General features: G+C 63.6%; 22 protein-coding genes, 1 tRNA gene and 1 pseudogene. 6 read left to right on the top strand and 18 right to left on the bottom strand.

From position 1 onward, the window contains the following. Positions 1–9: 9 nt before the first annotated feature. From IVB50_RS28315 to IVB50_RS28235, 17 genes and pseudogenes are all read right to left on the bottom strand, one after another. Positions 10–1518, bottom strand: coding sequence for an NADH-quinone oxidoreductase subunit M (locus IVB50_RS28315; RefSeq protein ID WP_018455082.1), 1509 nt, complete (start codon positions 1516–1518; stop codon positions 10–12). After that, positions 1519–3618 (bottom strand): NADH-quinone oxidoreductase subunit L, encoded by a 2100-nt coding sequence (gene nuoL / locus IVB50_RS28310; RefSeq protein ID WP_247298475.1) that lies wholly within the window; start codon positions 3616–3618, stop codon positions 1519–1521. It lies immediately after the preceding gene. Between the two features lie 61 nt (positions 3619–3679). Next, entirely contained in the window at positions 3680–3988 is a 309-nt protein-coding gene (nuoK, locus tag IVB50_RS28305; RefSeq protein ID WP_007603558.1) for an NADH-quinone oxidoreductase subunit NuoK, read from the bottom strand. Continuing rightward, positions 3985–4623 (bottom strand): NADH-quinone oxidoreductase subunit J, encoded by a 639-nt coding sequence (locus tag IVB50_RS28300; protein ID WP_018455084.1) that lies wholly within the window; start codon positions 4621–4623, stop codon positions 3985–3987. The genes nuoK and IVB50_RS28300 overlap by 4 nt, the downstream gene beginning before the upstream one ends. Before the next feature lie 9 nt (positions 4624–4632). Beyond that, on the bottom strand, positions 4633–5121 hold the full coding sequence (gene nuoI / locus IVB50_RS28295; RefSeq protein ID WP_026232873.1) for an NADH-quinone oxidoreductase subunit NuoI: 489 nt from the start codon (positions 5119–5121) through the stop codon (positions 4633–4635). 14 nt (positions 5122–5135) lie between these two features. After that, on the bottom strand, positions 5136–6203 hold the full coding sequence (nuoH, locus tag IVB50_RS28290; RefSeq protein WP_018455085.1) for an NADH-quinone oxidoreductase subunit NuoH: 1068 nt from the start codon (positions 6201–6203) through the stop codon (positions 5136–5138). A 4-nt stretch (positions 6204–6207) separates the two neighbouring features. Next, positions 6208–8283, bottom strand: coding sequence for an NADH-quinone oxidoreductase subunit NuoG (gene nuoG / locus IVB50_RS28285; protein ID WP_247298472.1), 2076 nt, complete (start codon positions 8281–8283; stop codon positions 6208–6210). Positions 8284–8288: 5 nt separating this feature from the next. Next, positions 8289–9614 (bottom strand): NADH-quinone oxidoreductase subunit NuoF, encoded by a 1326-nt coding sequence (nuoF, locus tag IVB50_RS28280; protein WP_018455087.1) that lies wholly within the window; start codon positions 9612–9614, stop codon positions 8289–8291. Positions 9615–9629: 15 nt separating this feature from the next. Continuing rightward, positions 9630–9833: a hypothetical protein gene (locus IVB50_RS28275; protein WP_026232874.1), complete on the bottom strand. Its 204-nt coding sequence runs from the start codon at positions 9831–9833 to the stop codon at positions 9630–9632. After that, a complete protein-coding gene (gene nuoE, locus IVB50_RS28270) occupies positions 9833–10444 on the bottom strand; it encodes an NADH-quinone oxidoreductase subunit NuoE (protein ID WP_018455089.1) in 612 nt (203 codons plus the stop codon). The genes IVB50_RS28275 and nuoE overlap by 1 nt, the downstream gene beginning before the upstream one ends. A gap of 12 nt (positions 10445–10456) precedes the next feature. After that, positions 10457–11419 (bottom strand): FkbM family methyltransferase, encoded by a 963-nt coding sequence (locus tag IVB50_RS28265; protein WP_085384779.1) that lies wholly within the window; start codon positions 11417–11419, stop codon positions 10457–10459. Then, positions 11419–12615: an NADH-quinone oxidoreductase subunit D gene (locus tag IVB50_RS28260; protein WP_018455091.1), complete on the bottom strand. Its 1197-nt coding sequence runs from the start codon at positions 12613–12615 to the stop codon at positions 11419–11421. Before IVB50_RS28260 ends, IVB50_RS28265 begins: the two co-directional genes overlap by 1 nt. 2 nt (positions 12616–12617) lie before the next feature. Further along, on the bottom strand, positions 12618–13232 hold the full coding sequence (locus tag IVB50_RS28255; RefSeq protein WP_247298469.1) for an NADH-quinone oxidoreductase subunit C: 615 nt from the start codon (positions 13230–13232) through the stop codon (positions 12618–12620). Between the two features lie 11 nt (positions 13233–13243). Then, positions 13244–13825, bottom strand: a complete 582-nt coding sequence (locus IVB50_RS28250) for an NADH-quinone oxidoreductase subunit B (protein ID WP_026232875.1) — start codon at positions 13823–13825, stop codon at positions 13244–13246. Next, positions 13822–14187 (bottom strand): NADH-quinone oxidoreductase subunit A, encoded by a 366-nt coding sequence (locus tag IVB50_RS28245; RefSeq protein ID WP_008136158.1) that lies wholly within the window; start codon positions 14185–14187, stop codon positions 13822–13824. Before IVB50_RS28245 ends, IVB50_RS28250 begins: the two co-directional genes overlap by 4 nt. A gap of 572 nt (positions 14188–14759) precedes the next feature. Continuing rightward, a pseudogene (locus tag IVB50_RS28240) lies at positions 14760–17007 on the bottom strand (TonB-dependent siderophore receptor). A gap of 187 nt (positions 17008–17194) precedes the next feature. Beyond that, positions 17195–17710: a MarR family transcriptional regulator gene (locus IVB50_RS28235; protein WP_018455095.1), complete on the bottom strand. Its 516-nt coding sequence runs from the start codon at positions 17708–17710 to the stop codon at positions 17195–17197. Between the two features lie 180 nt (positions 17711–17890). Here IVB50_RS28235 and IVB50_RS28230 point away from each other — a divergent pair, with 180 nt between their 5' ends. From IVB50_RS28230 to pepT, 6 genes are all read left to right on the top strand, one after another. After that, complete coding sequence (locus tag IVB50_RS28230; protein ID WP_247298466.1) at positions 17891–18985, top strand: Rieske 2Fe-2S domain-containing protein; 1095 nt, start codon at positions 17891–17893, stop codon at positions 18983–18985. Continuing rightward, the gene (locus tag IVB50_RS28225) at positions 18973–20268 is read left to right on the top strand and encodes an MFS transporter (RefSeq protein ID WP_346771312.1); all 1296 of its coding nucleotides are present in this window, start codon (positions 18973–18975) and stop codon (positions 20266–20268) included. The genes IVB50_RS28230 and IVB50_RS28225 overlap by 13 nt, the downstream gene beginning before the upstream one ends. A gap of 141 nt (positions 20269–20409) precedes the next feature. Next, positions 20410–20613, top strand: coding sequence for a hypothetical protein (locus tag IVB50_RS28220; protein WP_085384802.1), 204 nt, complete (start codon positions 20410–20412; stop codon positions 20611–20613). A gap of 159 nt (positions 20614–20772) precedes the next feature. Next, positions 20773–20849: transfer RNA gene (locus IVB50_RS28215), tRNA-Asp, on the top strand. A 193-nt stretch (positions 20850–21042) separates the two neighbouring features. After that, positions 21043–21357 carry an HU family DNA-binding protein gene (locus IVB50_RS28210; protein ID WP_085353352.1) on the top strand — a complete coding sequence of 105 codons (315 nt, stop codon included), beginning with the start codon at positions 21043–21045 and terminating at the stop codon, positions 21355–21357. Between the two features lie 102 nt (positions 21358–21459). Next, positions 21460–22710, top strand: coding sequence for a peptidase T (pepT, locus tag IVB50_RS28205; RefSeq protein ID WP_085353354.1), 1251 nt, complete (start codon positions 21460–21462; stop codon positions 22708–22710). A 55-nt stretch (positions 22711–22765) separates the two neighbouring features. Here the strand turns inward: pepT and IVB50_RS28200 are convergent, their stop codons facing one another. After that, positions 22766–23659, bottom strand: coding sequence for a hypothetical protein (locus tag IVB50_RS28200; RefSeq protein WP_018455101.1), 894 nt, complete (start codon positions 23657–23659; stop codon positions 22766–22768). Between the last annotated feature and the right edge of the window lie 241 nt (positions 23660–23900).

The raw sequence follows: 23900 nt of genomic DNA, 5'->3' as shown, positions 1-23900 counted from the left end.
CCTGCCCGCTCACTGGAGCAGTGCGGCGGCCTTCACGGCCGTCACAGCGGTGTTGTAATTGTTGACGAGTTGCTGGACCGAGGCCGCCGACATGTCGAGCACCGGCTTCGGATAGATGCCGAACAGGATCGTCAGCGCGATCAGCGGGAACAGCGTCAAGCCCTCCCGGAAGGTGAGATCCTTCATGCTCGCCAGCGACGGCTTGACCAGCGCCCCGAACACGACCTTGCGGTAGAGCCACAGCGCGTAGCAGGCCGACAGGATCACGCCGAAGGTGGCGAAGAACGCGGTCGGGATCGAGACCTTGAAGGTACCGAGCAGCGTCATGAACTCGCCGACGAAGCCAGAGGTGCCGGGCAGGCCGACATTGGCCATGGTGAAGACCATGAAGGTCAGCGCGTAGAGCGGCATCCGGTTGACGAGGCCGCCATAGGCCGCGATCTCACGGGTGTGCATGCGGTCGTAGACGATGCCGACGCAGAGGAACAGCGCGCCGGAGACGATGCCGTGCGAGATCATCTGGAACACGCCGCCGGCGACACCCTGCATGGTACCGGCGAAAATGCCCATGGTGACGAAGCCCATATGCGCCACCGAGGAGTACGCAATCAGCTTCTTCATGTCCTCCTGCATCAGCGCCACCAACGAGGTGTAGATGATGGCGATGGCCGAAAGCGTGAAGACCAGCGGCGCGAAGTCGTGCGAAGCCAGCGGGAACATCGGCAGCGAGAAGCGCAGGAAGCCGTAGCCGCCCATCTTCAGAAGGATCGCGGCCAGGACCACCGAGCCTGCGGTCGGCGCCTCGACGTGGGCGTCGGGGAGCCAGGTGTGCACCGGCCACATCGGCATCTTCACCGCGAACGAGGCGAAGAAGGCGAGCCACGCCCAGGTCTGCAGCGAGCGCGGCACGGCGGTGTGCATCAGGGTCGGGATGTCGGTGGTGCCGCCGTTCCAGTACAGCGCCATGATCGCGAGCAGCATCAGCACCGAGCCGAGCAGCGTGTAGAGGAAGAACTTGAAAGATGCATAGACCCGGCGCGGACCGCCCCAGACGCCGATGATCAGGAACATCGGGATCAGGCCGCCTTCGAAGAACAGGTAGAACAGCACGAGATCGAGCGCCGAGAAGGTGCCGATCATCAGCGTTTCCAGGATCAGGAACGCCATCATGTATTCGCGGACGCGGTTGGTAATCGCCTTCCAGCTCGCGATGATGCAAAACGGCATGATGGCGGTGGTCAGGATCACCAGCGGCAACGAGATGCCGTCCACGCCCATGTGGTAGGTGATGCCGGTGGCAAGCCAGTTCGCCTTCTCGACGAACTGGAAGTCGGCGCTCGACGCATCGAACCGCATGACCAGGATCACCGACACAGCGAAGGTGATCAGCGTGGTCCACAGCGCGATCCAGCGCGAGTTGCGCCGGGCCGCCTCGTCGTCGCCACGGCTGAGATAGACGATCAGCGCGCCGACCAGCGGCAGGAACGTCGTGACGGATAGAATTGGCCAGGTCGTCATTTACTGGCCTCCAAAGCCGAACATGAACCAGGTGATCAGGCCGGCGGCACCGATCAGCATGGCGAACGCGTAGTGGTAGAGATAGCCGGTCTGGATTTTCACGACGTTGCGGGTGACGTCCAGCACGCGGGCTGAGACGCCATCGGGGCCGAGACCGTCGATGATGAAGCCGTCACCCTTCTTCCAGAGCTGATAGCCAATCCACTTCGCCGGACGGACGAAGATGATGTCGTAGAGCTCGTCGAAGTACCATTTGTTGAGCAGGAACTTGTACAGCATTGGCTGCGTGTTCGCGAGCTCGACCGGCAGATAAGGCCGGCGGATGTAGAACAGGTATGACACCAGGAAGCCCAGCACCATCATCACCGTCGGCAGGAAGGCGATGGTCTCGGGAATGTGGTGCATCTCCTCGATGATATGCGGGTTCATCTTCACGGACTCGCGGAAGAACTCCTCGATGCCGTGACCGGCGAACAGCTCCTTGAACGGGAAGCCGGCCAGGATGGAGCCGACCGCAAGCACACCGATCGGGATCAGCATCCAGATCGGCGCTTCATGCGCGGCCTCGTAGTGGTGCTCGTCATGCGGCTCGCCGTGGAAGGTCTTGAAGATGAGGCGCCACGAGTAGAACGAGGTCAGGCCGGCCGCGACGACCGTCATCAGGAAGCCGTACATCGCGAACGGATTGTGCGAGGCGTAGGCGGACTCGATGATCGCGTCCTTGGAGAAATAGCCCGCGGTCAGCGGGAATCCCGTGAGCGCGAGCGTGCCGACCACCATCACCGCGTAGGTGTAGGGGATCTTGCGCCACAGGCCGCCCATGTTGCGGATGTCCTGCTCGTGATGCATCGCGTAGATCACCGAGCCGGAGCCCAAGAACAACAGCGCCTTGAAGAAGGCGTGCGTGAACAAATGGAACATGCCTACCGAATAGGCCCCTGCTCCCATCGCCACGAACATGTAGCCGAGCTGCGAACAGGTCGAGTAAGCGACGATGCGCTTGATGTCGTTCTGGACCAGGCCAATGGTCGCCGCGAAGAACGCCGTAGTGGCGCCGAAGAACATCACGACGGCCTGCGCGTTCGGCGCGAGTTCGAACAGCGGCGACAGGCGCGCCACCATGAAGACGCCGGCGGTGACCATGGTCGCGGCGTGGATCAGCGCCGACACCGGGGTCGGGCCTTCCATCGCGTCCGGCAGCCAGGTGTGCAGCAGGAACTGCGCCGATTTGCCCATCGCGCCCATGAACAGCAGCAGGCAGGTCAGGGTCAGCGCGTCGGCGTGCCAGCCGAGGAAGTCGATGGTCTTGCCGGTCAACCCGGGCGCAGCGTGGAAGATGGTCTCGAAATCGGTCGAGCCGGCCAGCAGGAAGATCGCGAAGATGCCGAGCGCGAAGCCGAAATCGCCGACACGGTTGACCACGAAGGCCTTGATGGCGGCGGCGTTCGCCGACGGCTTCTGGTACCAGAAACCGATCAGGAGGTAGCTTGCCAGACCCACGCCTTCCCAGCCGAAGAACAGCTGCACGAGGTTGTCGGCGGTCACCAGCATCAGCATGGCGAAGGTGAACAGCGAGAGATAGCCGAAGAAGCGCGGCCGGTTCGGATCCTCGTCCATGTAGCCGATGGAATAGAGGTGCACCAGCGAGGACACGGTGGTCACGACCACCAGCATCACGGCGGTGAGCGTGTCGACCCGCAGCGTCCAGTAGACCTGGAGATCGCCGGAGAGGATCCACGGCAGCAGCGGAATGCGCATGTCGTGGTGCATGAAGCCGACATCGACCAGCGTCATCCAGGACAGCGCCGCCGACACGAACAGCAACGCCGTGGTGATCAGCTCGGCAGCGCGCGAGCCCGCCGCGGGCGGCTCGGAGACGTGGTGGTCGTCGTGGCCATCTCCGGGTTCGTGATGAGTCTCGTGGACGACCGACGCATCCTCGTTGATCGTGTCCGACGCATGGGCGTGCGCGCCATGACCGTGATCATCGTGATGCTCGACCGTGTCGCCCGAGGGGTTGCGGGCATGCGCGCCGAACAGCGCGATCAGGCCAGCCAGAATGGCGCCCAGCAGAGGCAGGAAGACGATTGCCTGGACCATGATTTACTCTTTCCGCATGATCTGGTCGGAAAACCGGTGTCCACTTTTCCGGATCATGCGATCAGCCCTTCATCAGATTGACGTCCTCAACCGCGATCGAGCCGCGGTTGCGGAAATAGACCACCAGGATGGCGAGACCGATCGCGGCTTCAGCGGCCGCGACGGTGAGCACCAGGAGCGCGAAGACCTGCCCGACGATGTCGCCGAGGAAGGTCGAGAACGCCACGAGGTTGACGTTGACCGCGAGCAGGATCAGCTCGATCGACATCAGGATGACGATGATGTTCTTGCGGTTCAGGAAGATGCCGAGGATCCCGAGCGTGAACAGGATCGCGCCGACCGCAAGATAGTGTCCGAGCCCGATCGTCATTTCACCCACTCCGCCGCGTCAGAGTCCTGGAGCCCCTGCCCCGGCGCCACCTTGCGTATCGCCATCGCTATTTCGGGCGTGCGCGCGTTCTGAATGTTGATGTCCTGCCGCTTGACGCTCGCCTTGTGCCGCAGCGTCAGCACGATGGCGCCGATCATCGCGACCAGCAGCACCATGCCCGAGAGCTGGAAGTAGTGGATGTACTTGGTATAGAGCACCAGGCCGAGCGCCTCGGTATTGGAGACGTTGGTCGGGATCGCCGCCGTGATCGTCTTGGCGACGCCGGGGTTGATGACCCAGAAGCCGACCGTGAGCAGCAGCTCGAACAGGAAGATGCCGCCGATCACGAGGCCGACCGGCAGGTATTCGATGAAGCCCTCGCGCAGCTCGAGGAAGTCGACGTCGAGCATCATGATCACGAACAGGAACAGGACCGCGACCGCACCGACATAGACGACGATCAGGATCATCGCGAGGAATTCGGCGCCCATCAACACGAACAGACCGGAGGCGTTGACGAAGGCCAGGATCAGGTACAGCACCGAGTGCACGGGATTGCGCGAGACAATCACCATCACCGCCGAGGCGACACAGACGCCGGCGAACAGATAGAAGAACAGCGCGGGAAGGATCATGCTCTCATCTCACCGGTACGGCGCGTCGAGTTCGATCGCTTTCGCGATCTCGCGTTCCCAGCGGTCGCCATTGGCGAGCAGCTTGGCCTTGTCATAGAACAGTTCCTCGCGGGTCTCGGTCGCGAACTCGAAGTTCGGACCTTCGACGATGGCATCGACCGGACAGGCTTCCTGGCAGAGGCCGCAATAGATGCACTTCACCATGTCGATGTCGTAGCGCACGGTGCGGCGGGTGCCGTCGTTGCGGCGCGGGCCGGCTTCGATGGTGATGGCCTGCGCCGGGCAGACCGCTTCGCACAGCTTGCAGGCGATGCATCGCTCTTCGCCGTTCGGATAGCGGCGCAGCGCATGCTCGCCGCGGAAGCGCGGCGAGATCGGGCCCTTCTCGAAGGGATAGTTCAGCGTCGGCTTCGGCTGGAAGAAATAGCGCATGGCGAGGAAGAACGCCGAGACGAATTCCGACAGCAGGAGCGAGCGTGCAGTGGCGTTGATGTTGATACCCATGACGGCCCTCACTTCGGCGCGATGTCGGCGAAGTGCAGCACACCGGCCACCACGATCACCATCGCTAGCGACAACGGCAGGAACACTTTCCAGCCGAGGCGCATCAGTTGATCGTAGCGGTAGCGCGGCACGATCGCCTTGGCCATCGCGAACAGGAAGAACATGAAGAACAGTTTCAGCGAGAACCAGATGATCCCCGGCACCCAGTTGAAGGGCGGCAGGTCCACCGGCGGCAGCCAGCCTCCGAGGAACAGGATCGTTGCCATCGCGCACATCGTGGCAATCGCGACATACTCGCCGAGCATGAACAGAAGATACGGCGTCGAGCCGTACTCGACCATGAAGCCGGCGACGAGCTCGGATTCTGCTTCGACGAGGTCGAACGGCGGGCGGTTGGTTTCAGCCAGCGCCGAGACGTAGAAGATCACGAACATCGGGAACAGCGGCCAGACGTACCAGTTCAGGATGGTGAGCTGCGGCAGCCCGATCAGGCTGGCGAGGCCGCGGACATGCTGCGCCTCGACCACGGCCGAGAGGTTCAGCGTGCCGGCGCAGAGCAGCACCGTGATGATGACGAAGCCGATCGAGACCTCGTAGGACACCATCTGCGCCGCCGAGCGCAGCGCCGCGAGGAACGGATATTTCGAGTTCGACGACCAGCCGGCCATGATGATGCCGTAGATCGACAGCGACGAGATCGCGAAGATGAAGAGAACGCCGACGTTGATGTCGGAGATCACCCAGCCGAGATTGGTAGGGATCACCGCCCAGGCCGCGAGCGCGAGCACGCACGAGACCAAGGGAGCAAGAAGAAACACGCCCTTGTTGGCGCCGGACGGGATGATCGGCTCCTTCAGCACGAACTTCAGGAGGTCGGCGAAGGATTGCAGCAGGCCCCAGGGACCAACCACGTTCGGGCCGCGGCGGATCTGCACCGCCGCCCAGATCTTGCGGTCGGCGAGCAGGATGTAGGCGATCGCCACCAGCAGAACGACCAGCACCAGGACGCTCTGCGCGATCATGATGATCAGCGGCCAGAGGAACCCGGTCCAGAATGCGCTTTCGAAGAATTCCATCGGCTCACTCCGCTGCGGTCAGCATCTGCCCGGAGGCAAGCCGCGAACATTCCGCCATCACGGCGGACGCACGCGCGATTGGGTTGGTCAAATAGAAGTCCTCGACAAGCGGCTTGAACGGGGCCTTCTCCGTCGTGCCGCCCTTCCCCGCGAGCTTCCTGATCTGGTCGGCCGAGCCGGGCTCGGTCTGGTCGAGACGGATCAGATGCGGCACCGCCTTGAAGATCGCCTGGCGCAGGGCCGAAAGCGAGTCATAGCCGAGCTTCTTGCCGAGCGCCTCCGACAGCGCGCGGATAATCGCCCAGTCCTCGCGGGCCTCGCCCGGCGGGAATGCGGCCCGTCCGGTCATTTGCACGCGGCCTTCGGTGTTGACGTAGATCGCGGACTTCTCGGTATAGGCGGCGGCCGGCAGGATCACGTCGGCGCGATGGGCGCCGCGGTCGCCGTGGGTGCCGATATAGACGACGAAGGTGCGGTCCGACGGCTTGATCTCGTCGGCGCCGAGCAGGAACAGCAGATCGAGCGTCCCGAACGTCGTCATCTGCGCCGCGTTCAGTCCGCCCTGACCGGCGACAAAGCCGATGTCGAGCGCCCCGACGCGCGAGGCGCTCTCATGCAGCACGCCAAAGCCGTTCCAGCCGTCCTTGAGCGCGCCGACATCGAGCGCGAGCTTAGCCGCGGCGGCGAGAATGGCGGCGCCGTCGTGGCGCGAGGCGGCGCCCGCACCGACCAGGATGATCGGGTTCTTGGCGTTCTTCAGCACATCCATGAAGGAGTGCTTGCCGGCCGCGAGCTCGCCCAGCGTGTCGGTGCCTGCGCCGAGATGGTCATAATCGTAGGTGAGGTCGGCCTTGGCGCCGATCACGCCGACCTTGAAGCCGCCGGCGCGCCAGCGCTTGCGGATGCGGGCGTTGAACACGGCCGCTTCTTTCCGCGGATTGGCGCCGATGATGAGCAGCGCATCGGCCTGCTCCACGCCAGCGAGCGCCGGATTGAAGATGTAGGAGCCGCGGCCGAGCGCGGGATCGAAGGCGTCGCCGCCCTGCACCGCCAGATTGGCCGAGCCGTATTTGGCCAGCAAGTCCTTCAGCGCGAACATCTCTTCGACGCCGGCGAGGTCGCCCGCGATCGCGCCGATGCGCTTGCCGTCGGTGCGGGCCGCTTTCGCGGCGATCGCGGCAAAGGCCTCGGGCCAGCTCGCCGCGCGCAGCTTGCCGGCTTCGCGGATATAGGGCCGGTCGAGGCGCTGGGTGCGCAGGCCGTCGACGACGTGACGGGTCTTGTCGGAGATCCACTCCTCGTTCACGGCCTCGTTGATGCGCGGCAGGATACGCATCACTTCGCGGCCGCGGGTGTCGACGCGGATCGCGGATCCCACGCCGTCCATCACGTCGATCGACTGGGTCTTGCCGAGCTCCCACGGGCGCGCGGCGAAAGCATAGGGCTTCGAGGTCAGCGCGCCGACCGGGCAGATGTCGACGAGATTGCCTTGCAATTCCGAGGTCAGCGCGTGCTCGAGATAGGTCGTGATCTCCATGTCCTCGCCGCGGCCGGTCGCACCCATTTCGGGGGCGCCGGCCACTTCCGCCGAGAAGCGGACGCAGCGGGTGCACTGGATGCAGCGGTTCATCGAGGTCTTGACCAGCGCGCCGAGATATTTGTCCTCGACCGCGCGCTTGTTCTCGGCGAAGCGGCTGGTGTCGACACCGTAGCCCATCGCCTGGTCCTGGAGGTCGCACTCGCCGCCCTGATCGCAGATCGGGCAATCCAGCGGATGGTTGATCAGAAGGAATTCCATCACGCCTTCGCGCGCCTTCTTCACCATCGGCGAACGGGTGGAGATTTCCGGCGGCTCGCCCTTGGGGCCTGGACGGCAATCGCGCACGCCCCAGGCGCAGCTCGCGACCGGCTTCGGGCCGCCCTTCACCTCGACGAGGCACATCCGGCAATTGCCGGCGATCGACAGCCGCTCATGATAGCAGAAGCGCGGAATCTCGGCGCCGGCCGCTTCGCACGCCTGGAGCAGCGTGTATTCGGCGGGGACATCGATCTCTTTACCGTCGATGATGAGCTTGGTCATTCTCTCTACTCCGCCGCGACCATGTTCACGGGATCGCGGACGCCGATATCGTCGATGTCGGACTTGTGCGAATATTGGTCGATGCGCGCTTCGATCTCGTGACGGAAATGCGCTATCAGGCCCTGGATCGGCCACGCCGCCGCGTCGCCAAGCGCGCAGATGGTGTGGCCTTCGACCTGCTTGGTGACTTCCAGCAGCATGTCGATCTCGCGCTTGTGGGCGCGGCCTTCGGCCATGCGGGTCAAGACGCGCCACATCCAGCCGGTGCCTTCGCGGCACGGCGTGCACTGGCCGCAGCTCTCATGCTTGTAGAAATAGGAGATGCGGGCGATGGCGCGGATCAAATCGGTTGACTTGTCCATCACGATCACGGCCGCGGTGCCGAGACCCGAGCGCAGCTTGCTCAAGCTGTCGAAATCCATCGGCGTGTCGATGATCTGCTCGGCCGGCACCATGCGCACGGAGGAGCCGCCGGGGATCACGGCCTTGAGGTTGTCCCAACCACCGCGGATGCCGCCGCAATGCTTCTCGATCAGCTCACGGAACGGAATGCCCATGGCCTCTTCGACGTTGCAGGGCCGCTCGACATGGCCGGAGATGCAGAACAGCTTGGTGCCGACATTGTTCGGACGACCGATGCCGGCGAACCATGCCGCGCCACGGCGCAGGATGTCGGGCGCAACCGCGATCGACTCGACATTGTTGACGGTGGTCGGGCAGCCGTACAGGCCGACATTGGCCGGGAACGGCGGCTTCAGGCGCGGCTGGCCTTTCTTGCCTTCGAGGCTCTCGAGCAGCGCGGTTTCCTCGCCGCAGATATAGGCGCCGGCGCCGTGGGCGACGTAGATGTCGAACGGCCAGCCGTTGACGTTGTCCTTGCCGACCAGCTTGGCCTCATAGGCCTGGTCGATCGCCGCCTGGAGATGCTCGCGCTCGCGGATGAACTCGCCGCGGACATAGATGTAGCAGGCATGCGCGTTCATCGCGCAGCTCGCGATCAGGCAGCCCTCGATCAGGAGATGCGGATCGTGCCGCATGATCTCGCGATCCTTGCAGGTCCCGGGCTCGGATTCGTCGGCGTTGACGACGAGATAGCTCGGCCGGCCGTCGGTCGATTCCTTGGGCATGAACGACCATTTCAGGCCGGTCGGGAAGCCGGCGCCACCGCGGCCGCGCAGCCCCGACGCCTTCATCTCGTTGATGATCCAGTCACGGCCCTTGTCGATGATGTTCTTCGTACCATCCCAGGCGCCGCGGCGCCGCGCGCCCTCGAGGCCCCAATCGTGGAGGCCGTAGAGGTTCTTGAAGATGCGGTCCTTGTCCTCGAGCATGTCAGTGCTTTCCGATCAACGGTTGGCTTGCTTGTAGGCAAGCCCGGCGGCGCAGACGGCGAAGGTCAGCGCCCAGAGCAGACTGGATTCCAGCGACGCGTTCAGGGCGAAGCGCTGAAGCAGGAAAATGAAGGTGGCCGCCACGGCGGAATGCATTGCGACGAAGCCCCACTTCTTCACAACACTGCTCCCTTCAACTGGCGGTGAGAGATCACGCATCAGGTGATTTCCTTCAGCGTGGTCGGCCCACCGGTCGGCGCCGAGAACTGGCGGCCGTTCTGCGGACCGGGCTTGGGCGGGTTGCCCGAGGCAAAGCCATCGAGCACTTTGCCGAAGCTTTCCTTGGTCAGATCCTCATAGGTGTCCTTGCCGATCAGCACCATCGGCGCATTCACGCAGGCACCGAGGCACTCCACCTCCTCCCAGCTGAAATTGCCGTCCTTGGAGAGATGGAAGGGCTCGTGATGAATGCGGTGCTCGCAGACGTGGATCAGATCCTCGGCGCCGCGCAGGCGGCACGGCGTGGTGCCGCAGACCTGGACGTGGGCCTTCTTGCCGACCGGGGCGAGCTGGAACATCGTGTAGAAGGTGGCGACCTCGAGCACGCGGATATAGGGCATGTCGAGCATGTCGGCGATGACGCGGATCGCGGCTTCCGAGACCCAGCCGTCGTGCTGCTCCTGCGCCCGCCAGAGGATGGCGATGACGGCCGAAGCCTGGCGTCCGGCCGGATATTTCGCGATCTGCTGCTTGGCGAACGCGAGGTTTTCCTCCGTGAACGCAAAGCTCGCGGGCTGGACTTCCTTCGGTGCTAATCGGCGAACGGACATCTCTTCAATCTCTCACTGCACGCGGCGCGCTGTTTTCGCATTCAGGGCATTGATCCTGTCCTGCCAGAATGCGCTTGCGGTGCCGAAAACATTGTAGCCGACGTGGGTGGAGACCTTGATGCGGTCGAGGATCGACAGCTCGGTCACCGTTTCCATACGTCGGGTGCTGGGATCGTAGACGATCAGCTTCAGCGGGGTGTGTTCGAGGATGTAGCGCGAGACCGCGTGCGAACGGTCGCTGCCGTGCTCCTCGCACATGATGACGCTGTCGGCCTGGAGCAGCCGGGCGCCGCCCTTGATCGCCTCGATCTCGACGCCCTCGACGTCGAGCTTGATCAGGTACTTGCCGGTGCCTGCGATCTTGCCGTCGTCGATCAGATTATCCAGCGCAATGACCGGCACATCCTCGCCGCCCGCCGACGCATCGCCGGCGATGCTGAAGGCCTCGTGCTTGGTGCCTGACAGACGCGCGGTGCCACGGGCCGCGCCGATCGCGCATTTCATGGTCTCGAAGCGGCTGGCGTTAATGCGGGCGTTGTTGTCAAGCTTCGGATAGTTCTGCCCCGACGGCTCGATCGCGATCGCCTTGTGCGAGCCGAACGGCTTGCTCGACACCAGCACCGACCAATAGCCGTAATTCGCGCCGCAATCGAGCAGCGTGTAGTCGACGTCGATGGAATCGGCGAACAACAGCTCCAGCTCGTCCTCGTAATTGTAGGAGCGGTTGAGCAGCTTGCTCCAATAGCCGTCGCCGTAGGGAAATTCGAACACGGCGTCGGGGTTGAGCTTGATCGCGATATTGCGCTCGGGCAGCGTCTTGCGCAGCAGATTGGCGCAGGCGATGTAGCCCATATGCGAGAAGTGCGACGAGATCTTCGATCCCGTCACCAGCGCCAAGGCAGCCGTCCGCTCCCACAGGTTGGCCCCTTCAAGGGCCCCCGAGGCACGGTCAAACTGGATCGGCGCCTGCGCCATCACCGATCGACCTCTCCGAACACGATGTCGAGCGAGCCGAGGATCGCCGAGACGTCGGCGAGCAGATGACCGCGGCAGATGTGGTCCATCGCCTGCAGATGCGCAAAGCCGGGCGCGCGGATCTTGCACTTGTAGGGCTTGTTGGTGCCGTCCGAGATCAGAAAGACGCCGAACTCGCCCTTCGGCGCCTCGACCGCGGCGTAGACCTCGCCGGCGGGCACGTGGACGCCTTCGGTGTAGAGCTTGAAGTGGTGGATCAGCGCTTCCATCGAGCGCTTCATCTCGCCACGGCGCGGCGGCGCGACCTTGTTGTCCTCGACGACGACGGGACCCTTCCCGTCGGCCGCGTTCAGCTTCTGGATGCACTGCTTCATGATGCGCACGGACTGGCGCATCTCTTCCATGCGGATCAGATAGCGGTCATAGCAGTCGCCGTTCTTGCCGATCGGGATATCGAAATCCATCTCGGCGTAGCATTCATAGGGCTGCGACTTGCGCAGATCCCACGCCGCGCCCGAGCCGCGCACCATCACGCCCGAGAAGCCCCACTCCCAAGCTTCCTTCAGCGACACGACGCCGATGTCGACGTTGCGCTGCTTGAAGATGCGGTTGGCGGTGAGCAGCCGGTCGAGATCTTCGACCACTTTCAGGAACGGATCGCACCAGGCGTCGATGTCGTCGACTAGCTTCTGCGGCAGGTCCTGATGCACGCCGCCGACGCGGAAGTAGGCTGCGTGCATGCGACTGCCGGAGGCGCGCTCGTAGAACACCATCAGCTTTTCGCGCTCTTCGAAACCCCACAGCGGCGGGGTCAGTGCGCCGACGTCCATCGCCTGCGTGGTGACGTTGAGCAGATGCGACAGGATGCGACCGATCTCGCAATAGAGCACGCGGATTAGCTGCGCGCGGCGCGGCACCTCGATGCCGAGCAGCTTTTCTGCAGCCATGCAGAAGGCGTGCTCCTGGTTCATCGGCGCGACGTAGTCGAGGCGGTCGAAATAAGGGATCGCCTGCAGATAGGTCTTCTGCTCGATCAGCTTTTCGGTGCCGCGGTGAAGCAGGCCGATATGCGGGTCGACGCGGGCGACGACTTCGCCGTCAAGCTCCAGCACCAGGCGCAGCACGCCGTGCGCCGCCGGATGCTGCGGACCGAAGTTGATGGTGAAGTTGCGAAGGACTTCGGGTTGCTCGTTCATGATCAGACCTTCGGCCCTGCTTTTTCATCCCCTGGAAGGACCGGATAGTCGGCGCCCTCCCACGGGGACAAAAAGTCGAACTTGCGGAATTCCTGGTTGAGCCTGACCGGCTCGTACACCACCCGCTTCTCCTGGTCGTCGTAGCGGACCTCGAGGAAGCCGGTGGTCGGGAAGTCCTTGCGCAGCGGATGACCCTCGAAGCCGTAATCGGTCAGGAGGCGGCGCATGTCGGGATGACCGACGAAGATCACGCCATAGAGGTCATAGGCCTCGCGCTCGAACCAGTCGGCGCCGGGAAACACCTCGATCAGCGAGGGCACCTGCGTGGTCTCGTTGGCCTGCGCCTTGAGCCGGATCCGCGCGTTCAGGGTCGGTGACAGGAAGTGATAGATCACGTCGAAGCGTTTTTCGCGCGACGGATAATCCGCGGCCGTGATGTCGGTGAAGTTGATGAAGCGGCAGTTCGGGTCATCGCGGAGGTACTTGACCACCTCGACGATTTTGCTGACCTCGACATCCACCGTGAGTTGGTTGAAGGCCACCGAATGACCGATGGCGGCGCCCGGAAGCGCGCTAACGATCGTCTGCCCCAGGGCGTCGAGCTTGGCGTCGTCCATGACGTAAAACCTTAGCGTTCGATTGTGCCGGTGCGGCGGATCTTCTTCTGCAGCAGCAGCACGCCGTAGAGCAGCGCTTCCGCCGTGGGCGGGCAGCCCGGCACATAGATGTCGATCGGCACGATGCGGTCACAACCGCGCACGACCGAGTAGGAATAGTGATAATAGCCGCCGCCGTTGGCGCAGGAGCCCATCGAGATGACGTAGCGCGGCTCGGGCATCTGGTCGTAGACCTTGCGCAACGCAGGCGCCATCTTGTTGGTCAGGGTCCCCGCGACGATCATCACGTCCGACTGACGCGGTGAAGCGCGCGGCGCGAAGCCGAAGCGCTCGACGTCGTAGCGCGGCATCGAGACCTGCATCATCTCGACCGCGCAGCAGGCGAGACCGAAGGTCATCCACATCAGCGAGCCGGTGCGCGCCCAGGTGATGAGGTCGTCGGTCGCGGCCACGAAGAAGCCCTTGTCGGACAGTTCCGAATTGACCTCGAGGAAGAACGGATCATTGGCCCCGACCGGCTTGCCGGTCGACGGGTCCAGGATGCCCTTGGGGGCCGGCGCGAGAACCGGACCGGCGGACGACGTAGGGGTCAATCCCATTCCAGTGCGCCTTTCTTCCATTCATAGGCGAACCCGACCGTCAGCACGGCGAGGAACACCACCATGGACCAGAAGCCGGTCGCGCCAAGCTTGCCGAACGCCACCGCCCAGGGAAACAGGAACGCCACCTCGAGGTCGAAGATGATGAAGAGGATGGCAACGAGATAGAAGCGGACGTCGAACTTCATGCGGGCGTCGTCGAAGGCGTTGAAACCGCACTCATACGCCGACAGCTTTTCCGGGTCCGGCTGCTGGAACGCCACGATGAACGGCGCGATCAGCAGCACCAGGCCAATGAGGCCCGCTACCCCTATGAAGACGACGAGTGGAAGATAGTTCTGCAGAATGCCGCTCATTGACGAGCCCTTTTTCCCGCAGCCTCGGGACAGCCACGGATTCGTCCAGTTTGGAATTGTTCTGAGCCTTAGCGCAGTGCACCAATGGGCGCAAGACACGCTCTTTTTAGGCCCTTTGTCGCCCTCAGAACGGTGGAAATCCCGGAATCACCCCGCGGCTGGTATGGAGCAGATCGACAGCCCCAGCAAGGGCGCCCCGATCAGTCCACACGCGCTGGGCCGTGACGTCCGTGGTTGGGAAGGCTCACTTTATCTAGGCCGCGACGCTGCAAAGTCCAGATTATAACGAGGCCAAGCGTGCCCATTATCGGGCGAGCGATCCGGGAGCCATGCATCACGATCGGACCTGGGCTCGTCTGGCGAATGTGTCGGGCAGGAGGCGCCCACTTCGCCGCAGCGGAAAATGGGTGGCGAGCGCGGCGGCGACATGGCTGGGTCGTCGCGCGCCGCACTCGCATGAGCTTCGGGCCGGGGGGCATGGCCCGCGAGCTCATCGATCTCGTGGTGGAAGCCGGCGACGGGCCGGTCAGGCTCTCACGATGGCCTTCCCTCGCCTGTTCTCGTCATTTGCCTCACCATTTGTAGGAGACGCTGGCGGTGACGCGCCGACGGTCGCCGTAGAAGCAGGATGACGCCGCCGCGCAGCTCGCGACGTAGATCTTGTCGGTCAGGTTGATCACGTTCAGCGCGGTGCGCCAGTTCTGCCATTCATAGTGGAACGCGAGATCGCCGAGCACGACCGCGGGAACCTCGAGGGTATTGGCGGTATCCGCCCACGACGAACCGATATAGCGGAGACCGCCGCCGAAGCCGAACCCCGCGAGTGGCCCGTCCTTGAAGGTGTAGTCCGCCCAGCCGGACACCAGGAGCTCAGGCGTGTTGGTCGGGGTCTTGCCGACCAAAGACGGGTCCAGATCCCTGCTGTTGAACAAATGGTAGGCCGTGAACGAGCCGATCAGCTTCAGCTCACGCGTGGCGTTCGCCACCGCTTCGAGCTCGATGCCGCGCGAGGTCACCTCGCCGGTCTGGTTCTGCAAGGTCGTGACGACAGGATCGGTCGTTGCCACATGCTGACGTTTCAAGTCGAACACCGAAGCGGTGAAGTAGCCGTCAAATCCCCGCGGCGCGACCTTCACGCCGATTTCCGTCTGCTGGCCGGTCTCCGGCAGGAACAGCTGGTTTTGCGCGTTGAGGCCGATGATCGGATTGTAGCTCGTGGCGTAGGACACATAGGGCGCGATGCCGTTGTCGAAATTGTAGATCAGCCCGGCGCGCCCGCTGAACCTGCTGTCGTCGCGGCTGACAAGCGTGGCGCCGGTATCACGGGCAGCCTGCGTCGTCTCGACCCAATCGTTGCGGCCGCTCAGCACCAGCGTGAAGTTGCCGAGCTTCATCTGGTCCTGAAGATAGGTGCCGGCCTGCTTCTGCGTGATCTGGAAGTTGCGGAACGGTGCGCCCGTCAACGGAATGTCAAACCCGTAGGCGGGATTGAAGACGTTGATCGAAGGGACGGTGCCGAAGTTGAAAGCCTGATAATCGTCGATCTGGTAGCCCTTCAAATCGACCCCGAACAGCATCGTATGCCGCACAGCGCCGGTGTTGAAGCGGTACTCCAGCTGATTGTCGAGATTGGCCTGGTTGGCGGTGTTCTTCGCATACCAATTATAGCGACCGAGACTGGCCGTGTTGATGTCAGCCCAATTATTGCCGACATAGCCGCGATAGGTCACATCGACATGGGCAAAGCGCGCATTCTGCCGGAACGTCAAATCGTCGGTGAGATTGCGCTCGAACTGATAGCCAAGCATCTCCTGCTCGCGCGTGAACTTATCGACGCTGGGATCGCCAGCGAAAAAGCTGGTCGGGATCTTGCCGAACCGAGCGTTGGTCACCGTGCCCTCATAGGGCAGGAAGTTGATGCCACGGGTTTCCTGCCGGGAAGCTGAAGCCAGTACCGTGAACCTCGTGTCGGCGTCCGGCTTCCAGGTCACCGACGGCGCGATGAAGTAGTTGTTGTCCGGCGTGAAATTGACCTGCGTGGGGCCGTTCTGGACCTGACCGACGACGCGGTAGAACAGCTTGCCGTTCTCGTGGCTCGTTGGCCGGACCGGCAACATCGAAGCCGACATAGGCGTTGCCGAAATTGTTGACGCCGGTCTCGATGAAACGGACGGGCTCCGCCGGCGGCATCTTGCTGATGACGTTGACGATGCCGCTCGGGCTCGATCCGCCATAGAGCACGGCCGATGGACCGCGCAGCACCTCGACGCGCTCCATGTTGGGCGTCTGGAGCTTCCAGCTCGCATAGGAGGTGTAGAACAGCTGCATGCCGTCGAGAAACAGTCCGACGTCGTCGGACTTAAAGCCGCGGATCAGCCACCAGTCGTTGCGCGTGTCCGCGCCGAAGGTCCCGGCGCGGACTCCACCAGTATAGCGCAGGACCTCGTCGAGCTTGTTCGCCTTCTGGTCGCGAATCTGCTCCGCGCCGATCACCGACACCGCCTGCGGCGTCTCCATGATCGGCGTGTTGGTCTTGGTGCCGGACGAGCTGCGGCCGGCGACGTAGCCGTGCACCGGGCCGAGCGGGGTCTCGACGAAACCGACATTGCGCGGCGGCTGCGGCCTGTTTCGGTTGGCGGTCTGCTGGGACGATCGCGGCGCACGGCGCTGCACGGAGATGGCTCGTCGGCGCGCTTCCGGCGCGGTGACGGTCACCGACGGAATGTTCTGCGCGCCAATCTGCGCAGGAGATTGTGCAAGCGATGCCTGCGGCAGCAAAACCCAAGCGGATGCGGTCGCCAACATGGCCGACCGCAGCATTCCAAGACTGTTCACGCGCAACCCCAAAACTGCGTGTTCTGATGGCACATGCTGTCGGCCCATGACGGCATGCGCTTGCGGTGACGCTTAGGGCAGCGCGCGCGAATTCCCTAATTGAAAGCCTCTTAGAAGGAGTCTTAAAAACGGTCTTGGAAGCGATCCAACATGTTCCCGGATTGCCGAAACGTCAGCGCGAAATCTTCTCGCTCTCAAGCATCTCGGCGGCGATTGCCGTCAATTGATCGACCTGCTGCAGCAGCGTCTCGAACTCGGCTTCGCTCAGATGTTCGCGCAAACGCCGATTGCGCTCCTGCGCACCGGCGACGATCGCATCGTGCGCCGCGAGGCCCGTTGCGGTCAGCGAGACCAGCACCTCGCGGCTATCCTTCGGGTTCGCCGATTTCGCGATCAGCTTGCGCGACACGAGTTCCGCAAGCGCGCGGCTGATCTGCCCCTTGTCCTGGCCGACGGCTTCCGCGAGCCGCGCCACGCTCATCGGCGGCCGCCGGCCAAGCGAGGCGACCAGGCCGAACTCGACCGATGACAATCCGGCGAGACGCTTGTAGCGCAGGATGGCGCCGCGCTTGAGCAAATTGGCCAGCACCATCAGCCGCGACGACAGCATGACGGTGATCGGCGCCAGCGACTGACTTTCGTCCGCATCGGACGATGTGCGCCCGTCCCTGCCTGATGTCTGGCTCATGGTCCACCTCTGCCAAGAAAGCCGCGGCGTGCCAAGTCTTGGTAGCGCGACCTCCCCAGCCTGATCCGAATGCGATTAAGAGGCATTTGGAAATCGTTGACATTGTCATCGATCTAATCTTCACTTGGTACAAGGCATCAAAAAAGCCCGGCCGGTACGGCCGATTGCGGGAGGACCAGCATGACCATCACGCAGCGGGATCGCGATCTCGGAACGGCCTATGCGATGAAGCCGGCGCACACCCGCACCGAGCTCACCTCGGTCATGCGCGGCACGCCGATGGGCGAACTGCTCCGCCGCTACTGGCATCCGGTCGGGCTCATCAGAGACGCAACCGACACTCCGAAGAAGGTCCGCGCGCTCGGCGAGGATCTGGTGCTGTTCCGCGACAAGCACGGCCGCGCCGGCCTGCTGCACGCCCGCTGCTGCCACCGCGGCACCACGCTCTATTATGGCAAGGTCGAGGAGGACGGCATCCGCTGCTGTTATCACGGCTGGAAGTTCGACACGGAGGGCCATTGCCTGGAGCAGCCCTGCGAGCCCGATGGCGGCCAGTTCAAGGACAAGGTGCGCCAGCCCTGGTATCCGGTCGAGGAGCGCTACGGGCTCATCTTCGCCTATCTGGGCCCCGCCGAGAAACGCCCGGTGCTGCCGGCCTATGAGTGCCTGGAGACCATGGACGACGGCGAGTTCGTCGACGCCGACGATTCCTCGATCGGCGGCGGTGGTCCCGCGATCATCCCCTGCAACTGGCTCCAGCATTTCGAGAACGTGGTCGATCCCTACCACGTGCCGGTGCTGCACGGCTCGTTCTCGGGTCCGCAATTCACCAACATGATGGCATCGATGCCGGAGGTGACGTTCGACAAGACGCCGCGCGGGATCGCCGTGCGCTCGATCCGCAAGCAGGATGACGGCAAGGTGTTTTACCGCGTCACCGAGGCGGCGCTCCCCACCTTGCGCGTTGTGCCAAACCCGCGCGTGGCGCAATTCGCCCGCGTCGAGTCGATCGGCTGGACGCTGCCGATCGACGACACCTCGTTCCGCATCTACGTCGCCGGCCGCGTCAAGAACGCCGGCGACATCGGTCGCATGCGCTCGAAATTCAACGGCAAATTCTGGTGGGACATGACCGAGGAAGAACATCAGCAAGCGCGCCTCCCGTCGAATTCGAAGCGGGGAATTACATCCGCGAAGGCTGACCTGCCAGCCCCAATCAGGGCTGGACCGACAACGATAACAAAGACTAATTGGGGGAAGCGATGGTCGATGTGACGTCACAAATGTCGGTGCAAACGGCCGCGACGGCAAAGCCCTCGGCGCGGCGCTATTACGTGCTAGGCCTGCTCACGATCATCTACGCGCTGAACTTCCTCGACCGCACGATCTTCAACGTGCTGATCGAGCCGATCAAGAAGGAGTTTCAGCTCAGCGATACCATGATGGGCCTGCTCGCGGGCTTCGGATTCGCGCTGTTCTACTCCCTGCTCGGCATCCCCATCGCGCGCGTCGCCGACCGGCTCAACCGGCGCAACATCGTCGCCGCCGCCTTCGCGTTCTGGAGCGCGATGACGGCGTTGTGCGGCGCCGCTTCGAGCGTCACCTCGTTGGCGCTGGCGAGGATCGGCGTCGGCATCGGCGAATCCGCAGGCTCGCCCGCCTCGCAATCGATCGTGGCCGACCTCTTCGCCAAGAACGAGCGTCCGCGCGCGCTCGGCATCTACGCCGTCGGCACCTATCTCGGCGTATTCCTCGGCTATTTCGTGGGCGGGTACGTCAACCAGCACTATGGCTGGCGGATGGCGTTCTACGTTGCGGGCCTGCCCGGCATCCTGCTTGCTATTGTCCTGTGGCTGACGATCTCCGAGCCGAAGCGCGGCGCCATGCAGGAGAATTTCGTGCCCGAGCCGCTCGGGCCGACGCTGTGCTTCCTGGCCTCGCAGCGAAGCTTCATCATCGTGCTGATCGGCTTCTGTCTCACCACTTACACGAACTATGCGACCGCGGCGTGGATCCCGCCGTTCCTGGCGCGTGTGCACCATCTGTCGAGCGCGGAGATCGGCACCTATGCCGGCACCTTCAAGGGTCTCGCCGGCATGGCCGGCACCCTGCTCGGCGGCTTCGTGGTGGCGCAGATCAGCCGCTGCGACGACCGCTGGAAGCTGTGGGCGCCCGCCATCACCTCGGGCCTTGCCGGCCCGGTGTTCGCGCTGTGCATGCTGACGCAGGACTTTGCGCTGATGGTGGCCACGCTGGCGCTGACCTCGTTCCTGGTCGGCTTCCATCTCGGACCGATCTTCGCGATCGCGCAGACGGTCGCCAAGCCGAGCATGCGGGCGCTGGCCTCCGCCCTGATCGCGCTCACTGCCACCTGCTTCGGCCAGGGCCTCGGCCCGCTCGCCGTGGGCGTGGTCAACGATGCCCTGAAGGGCGCTTACGGCGCCGACGCGGTGCGCTATTCCCTGCTCTCGGCGGCGGTCACGACCACGCTGGGGGCACTCCTGTTCGTCTGGGCGGCGCGCTCGATCCGGGACGATATCGGCCGGGCGGCCGCCTGACGCCGGTACAGGCCGCAAGCCCAGCGAAACCAACCGAGCGCATTAATGAAACCATTTTGCGGAACCCGCGAAACCATCCGGAAACAGACGGTCTTTACAAGACGAGCCATAGACGGCGGCAAAGCCCGTCGGGAGGCTCAGATGAACCACTCTATCCACTCTGCTGATCGTGCGACCCACCTGAAGATCGTGGTGGTGGCGCTGGTGGCCGGAATTGCAGTGGCCGGCTTCGGGATCGCAGCCCGCACCAATGCCGATTACAGCCAGACCGCCCAGTCCGCCCATGTGATCAAGGCCGGGAAGCCGGTGGTGGTGACGAGCGCAGGGACGTCGGAGATCCGCTGACACCGCCCCGCTCGGGGCTGACAGACGCCGCCGCCTGGCGGCCTTTTTCGTTTTCCAGAGCAATGCTTAGCCGGGATGTGCCGACGAAGCGCAACATCCTTGACTTCACCCAGCCCCGCCTTTAAGTCCCCCTCGTTCCGCGCGCTGTCAGCGAACCACGCGGGAGTAGCTCAGTTGGTTAGAGCGCCGGCCTGTCACGCCGGAGGTCGCGGGTTCGAGCCCCGTCTCTCGCGCCATTTTGGCAATTCCTTCATAGCCTTAGAGCAAACTTCTACACGCCTTTCGCGGCTGTGACGGCGATTGCCGGCATCCGTCGAGAACTTGCGCCATAGTCAGCCGAAGCCCGAATCGTCTAGGCCTTGCAGGACTTGGAGGGATCCCCACCCTTTACCGCCTTTTCCGGGGCCCCTGTGATTGAGGAGGCCAGATATGGCTAAGAAGGATTCCACGAAGAAGGCTGCCGCGCCCGCCACCATCACGCTCAAGCACCTCGCCGCCGACATTGCGGAGAGCCAGGACCTGTCGAAGAAGCGCGCCGAGGCCGTTCTGACCGACATGGTCGAACTCATCACCAAGCACCTGAAGAAGGGCGACCGCGTCCGCATCGTCGGCCTTGGCATCCTCCAGGTCCGCAAGCGCGCCGCCCGCACCGGCCGCAATCCCGCCACGGGCGAGCCGATCCACATCAAAGCCACCAAGAAGGTCGCCTTCCGCCCCGTCAAGGAACTAAAAGAGGCGATCTGACCACTCACGTTTCGTTAAGCCTGATCAGCCTCCTCCGGCCTCACCGCACCCTGCTTTTCTGGTATACCGCCTCTCTCCCCTGACCCGGCGGTTTGACCAGAAATGTCCTCCCTCACCTTTTCGCATACCGTGACCGAGCGCTTCCTGCGCTACGTCACCATCGACACCCAGTCCGATCCGGAATCCCCGAGCTCGCCCTCGACGGAGAAGCAGAAGGACCTCGGCCGCGTGCTCGCCGCCGAACTGAAGGCCATGGGCGTCGAGGACGCGCATCTCGACGACTTCGGCTACGTCTATGGAACGATTCCGGGCAACACACCTAAGAAGGTACCGGTGATCTGCTTCTGCTCGCACATGGACACTTCGCCCGACGTCACCGGCAAGAACGTCAAGCCGCAGATGGTGAAGAACTATCGCGGCGGCGACATCACGCTGCCGGGCGATACCAGCCAGGTGATCCGCTTCGCCGAGCATCCGGCGCTGAAGAACCAGATCGGCAACGACATCATCACCACCGACGGCACCACGCTGCTCGGTGCCGACAACAAGGCCGGCGTGGCTGAGATCATGGATGCCGCGCATTTCTTCATCAACAACCCGCAAGTGAAGCACGGCACCATCAAGATCCTGTTCACGCCGGACGAGGAGATCGGCCGCGGCGTCGACAATGTCGACATCAAGAAGCTCGGCGCTGATTTCGGCTACACCATGGACGGCGAGAGCGCGGGTAGCGTCGAGGACGAGACCTTCTCGGCGGACGGCGCCACCATCACCATCAACGGCGTCAGCGCCCATCCCGGCTATGCCAAGGGCAAGATGGAGCACGCCATCAAGATCGCCGCCGCCATCGTCGAGCGCCTGCCCCGGGAAGGCTGCTCGCCCGAGACGACATCAGGCAAGCAGGGTTTTCTGCATCCGATCGGGATCGAGGGTGCGCTGGAGCAGGCTACGCTCTCCTTCATTGTGCGCGACTTCACCGAGGAAGGGCTGAAGGAGAAGGAGATCCTGCTCGAGAACATCGTCAAGGACGTGATGAAGGATTTTCCGCGCTCGACTTACACATTCGAGGTGCGGGAGCAGTACCGCAACATGAAGCAGGTGATCGATCGCCACCCGCACATTCTTGAATACGCCATCGAAGCGATCCGCCGCGCCGGCCTGCGCCCGATGCGCACCGCGATCCGCGGCGGCACCGACGGCTCCCGCCTGTCCTTCATGGGACTGCCCTGCCCCAACATCTTCGCCGGCGAGCACGCATTTCACTCCCGGCTCGAATGGGTCAGCCGGCAGGACATGGAGAAGGCGGTGCAGACGATCGTCCATCTCGCCATGATCTGGGAGGAGAAGGCTTAGGCCTCTCGTCAAAAGGCAATATGGCCGGGATCGCTCCCGGCCATCGTCCTGCACGTTACGGCACCCGCATCGCACGCGGAGAGCGATGGAAGCGGTTGGAGCTCGCCATCCAGTTCGGGAGCGGCGCGCCGTCGCGATGCCGGCCACCGGCAACAGCCGCAGCCCAGGCCACCGCAGCGCCGATCAGGGTTGCTGCCGCAACGGAGAAGGCGACGATGATGGAGTTACGCCGCGCCCGATTGATGGCCGTCCTTGAATCCGCGATCAGCGTGTCGACCCGTCGCTCCGAGTCGGGTGCTGCAAGTCCCGTCAACGCGGCCACCTGCTGCACGAGGTAGGCCCGGTCATCGGTGCTGACGCCGCTGTGGCTCGACGACGTCATCAGGATGCGTCCCGCTTCGGCACGAGGTTCCCTGAGGTCGGTGTTGGGGGGCCGCCGCGCTGCGCGAAACAGCTTATCCAGCTCGTAGCTCAACAGAGGCTCGGCGGCGGAGGTACTGCTCGCCGAACTGCGCATCGGCGAGCGGTCAATCGCAGCTGCGCCGAGCATCGCGAGCAGAGCGGCACCAAGCAGCACGGCGAGCGCCCAGGACATCAGGCCATGCAGCCCGTCCCGCCGTTCGCCCTCGTCTTCGATGGTTGTGACCGCCGGGGCTGGTCGCGTCGTCCGGCCGGCGATATAGCCGCCGAAGCCGAAGCTGATAATCGCCTGGATGATCAGATACAGCCCCGACAGCAAAGCCAGCGCCGCCGATGCATCCCGCCATGTCGGCGAGGCTGAACTGACGCCCAGGCCGACGGCGACTCCAAAGCCGACCAGGATGAACGACATTGCGCCGGCAGCCAAAGCGCCTGCGATCACCGAGCTCCACTGGATGATGCGCCTTTCATCGGCAGCGACGCCGCCGCCTTCCACGATGTCTTCCCGTATGAGAGTTTCCATGGTCATCGCCGCTCTCTCAGCGCAAGCCGAAGAACGACAAGATCGCCATGACCACCACGATCAAGCCGATGAGATAAATCAATCCGTCCATGGTCCGTCCTCCTCAATTTCTCCTCGTCGCTAATCACAATGAACAAGGAACGTTCCAAATTGGACCGAGCCAGCGGGAACGAACCCGCGCGATGCGGATTATCTGTCCAAGTCCCAAGGATGAAGTTTGTGAGCACGAAAGCCTCAGCCGGTAAGT

The sequence above is a fragment of the Bradyrhizobium sp. 87 genome (assembly GCF_023073015.1).
GTDB classification, from domain to species: Bacteria; Pseudomonadota; Alphaproteobacteria; order Rhizobiales; family Xanthobacteraceae; genus Bradyrhizobium; species Bradyrhizobium canariense_D.
Note: the sequence above shows the minus strand (reverse complement) of the source record. Positions and strands in the feature narration are given on the sequence as shown.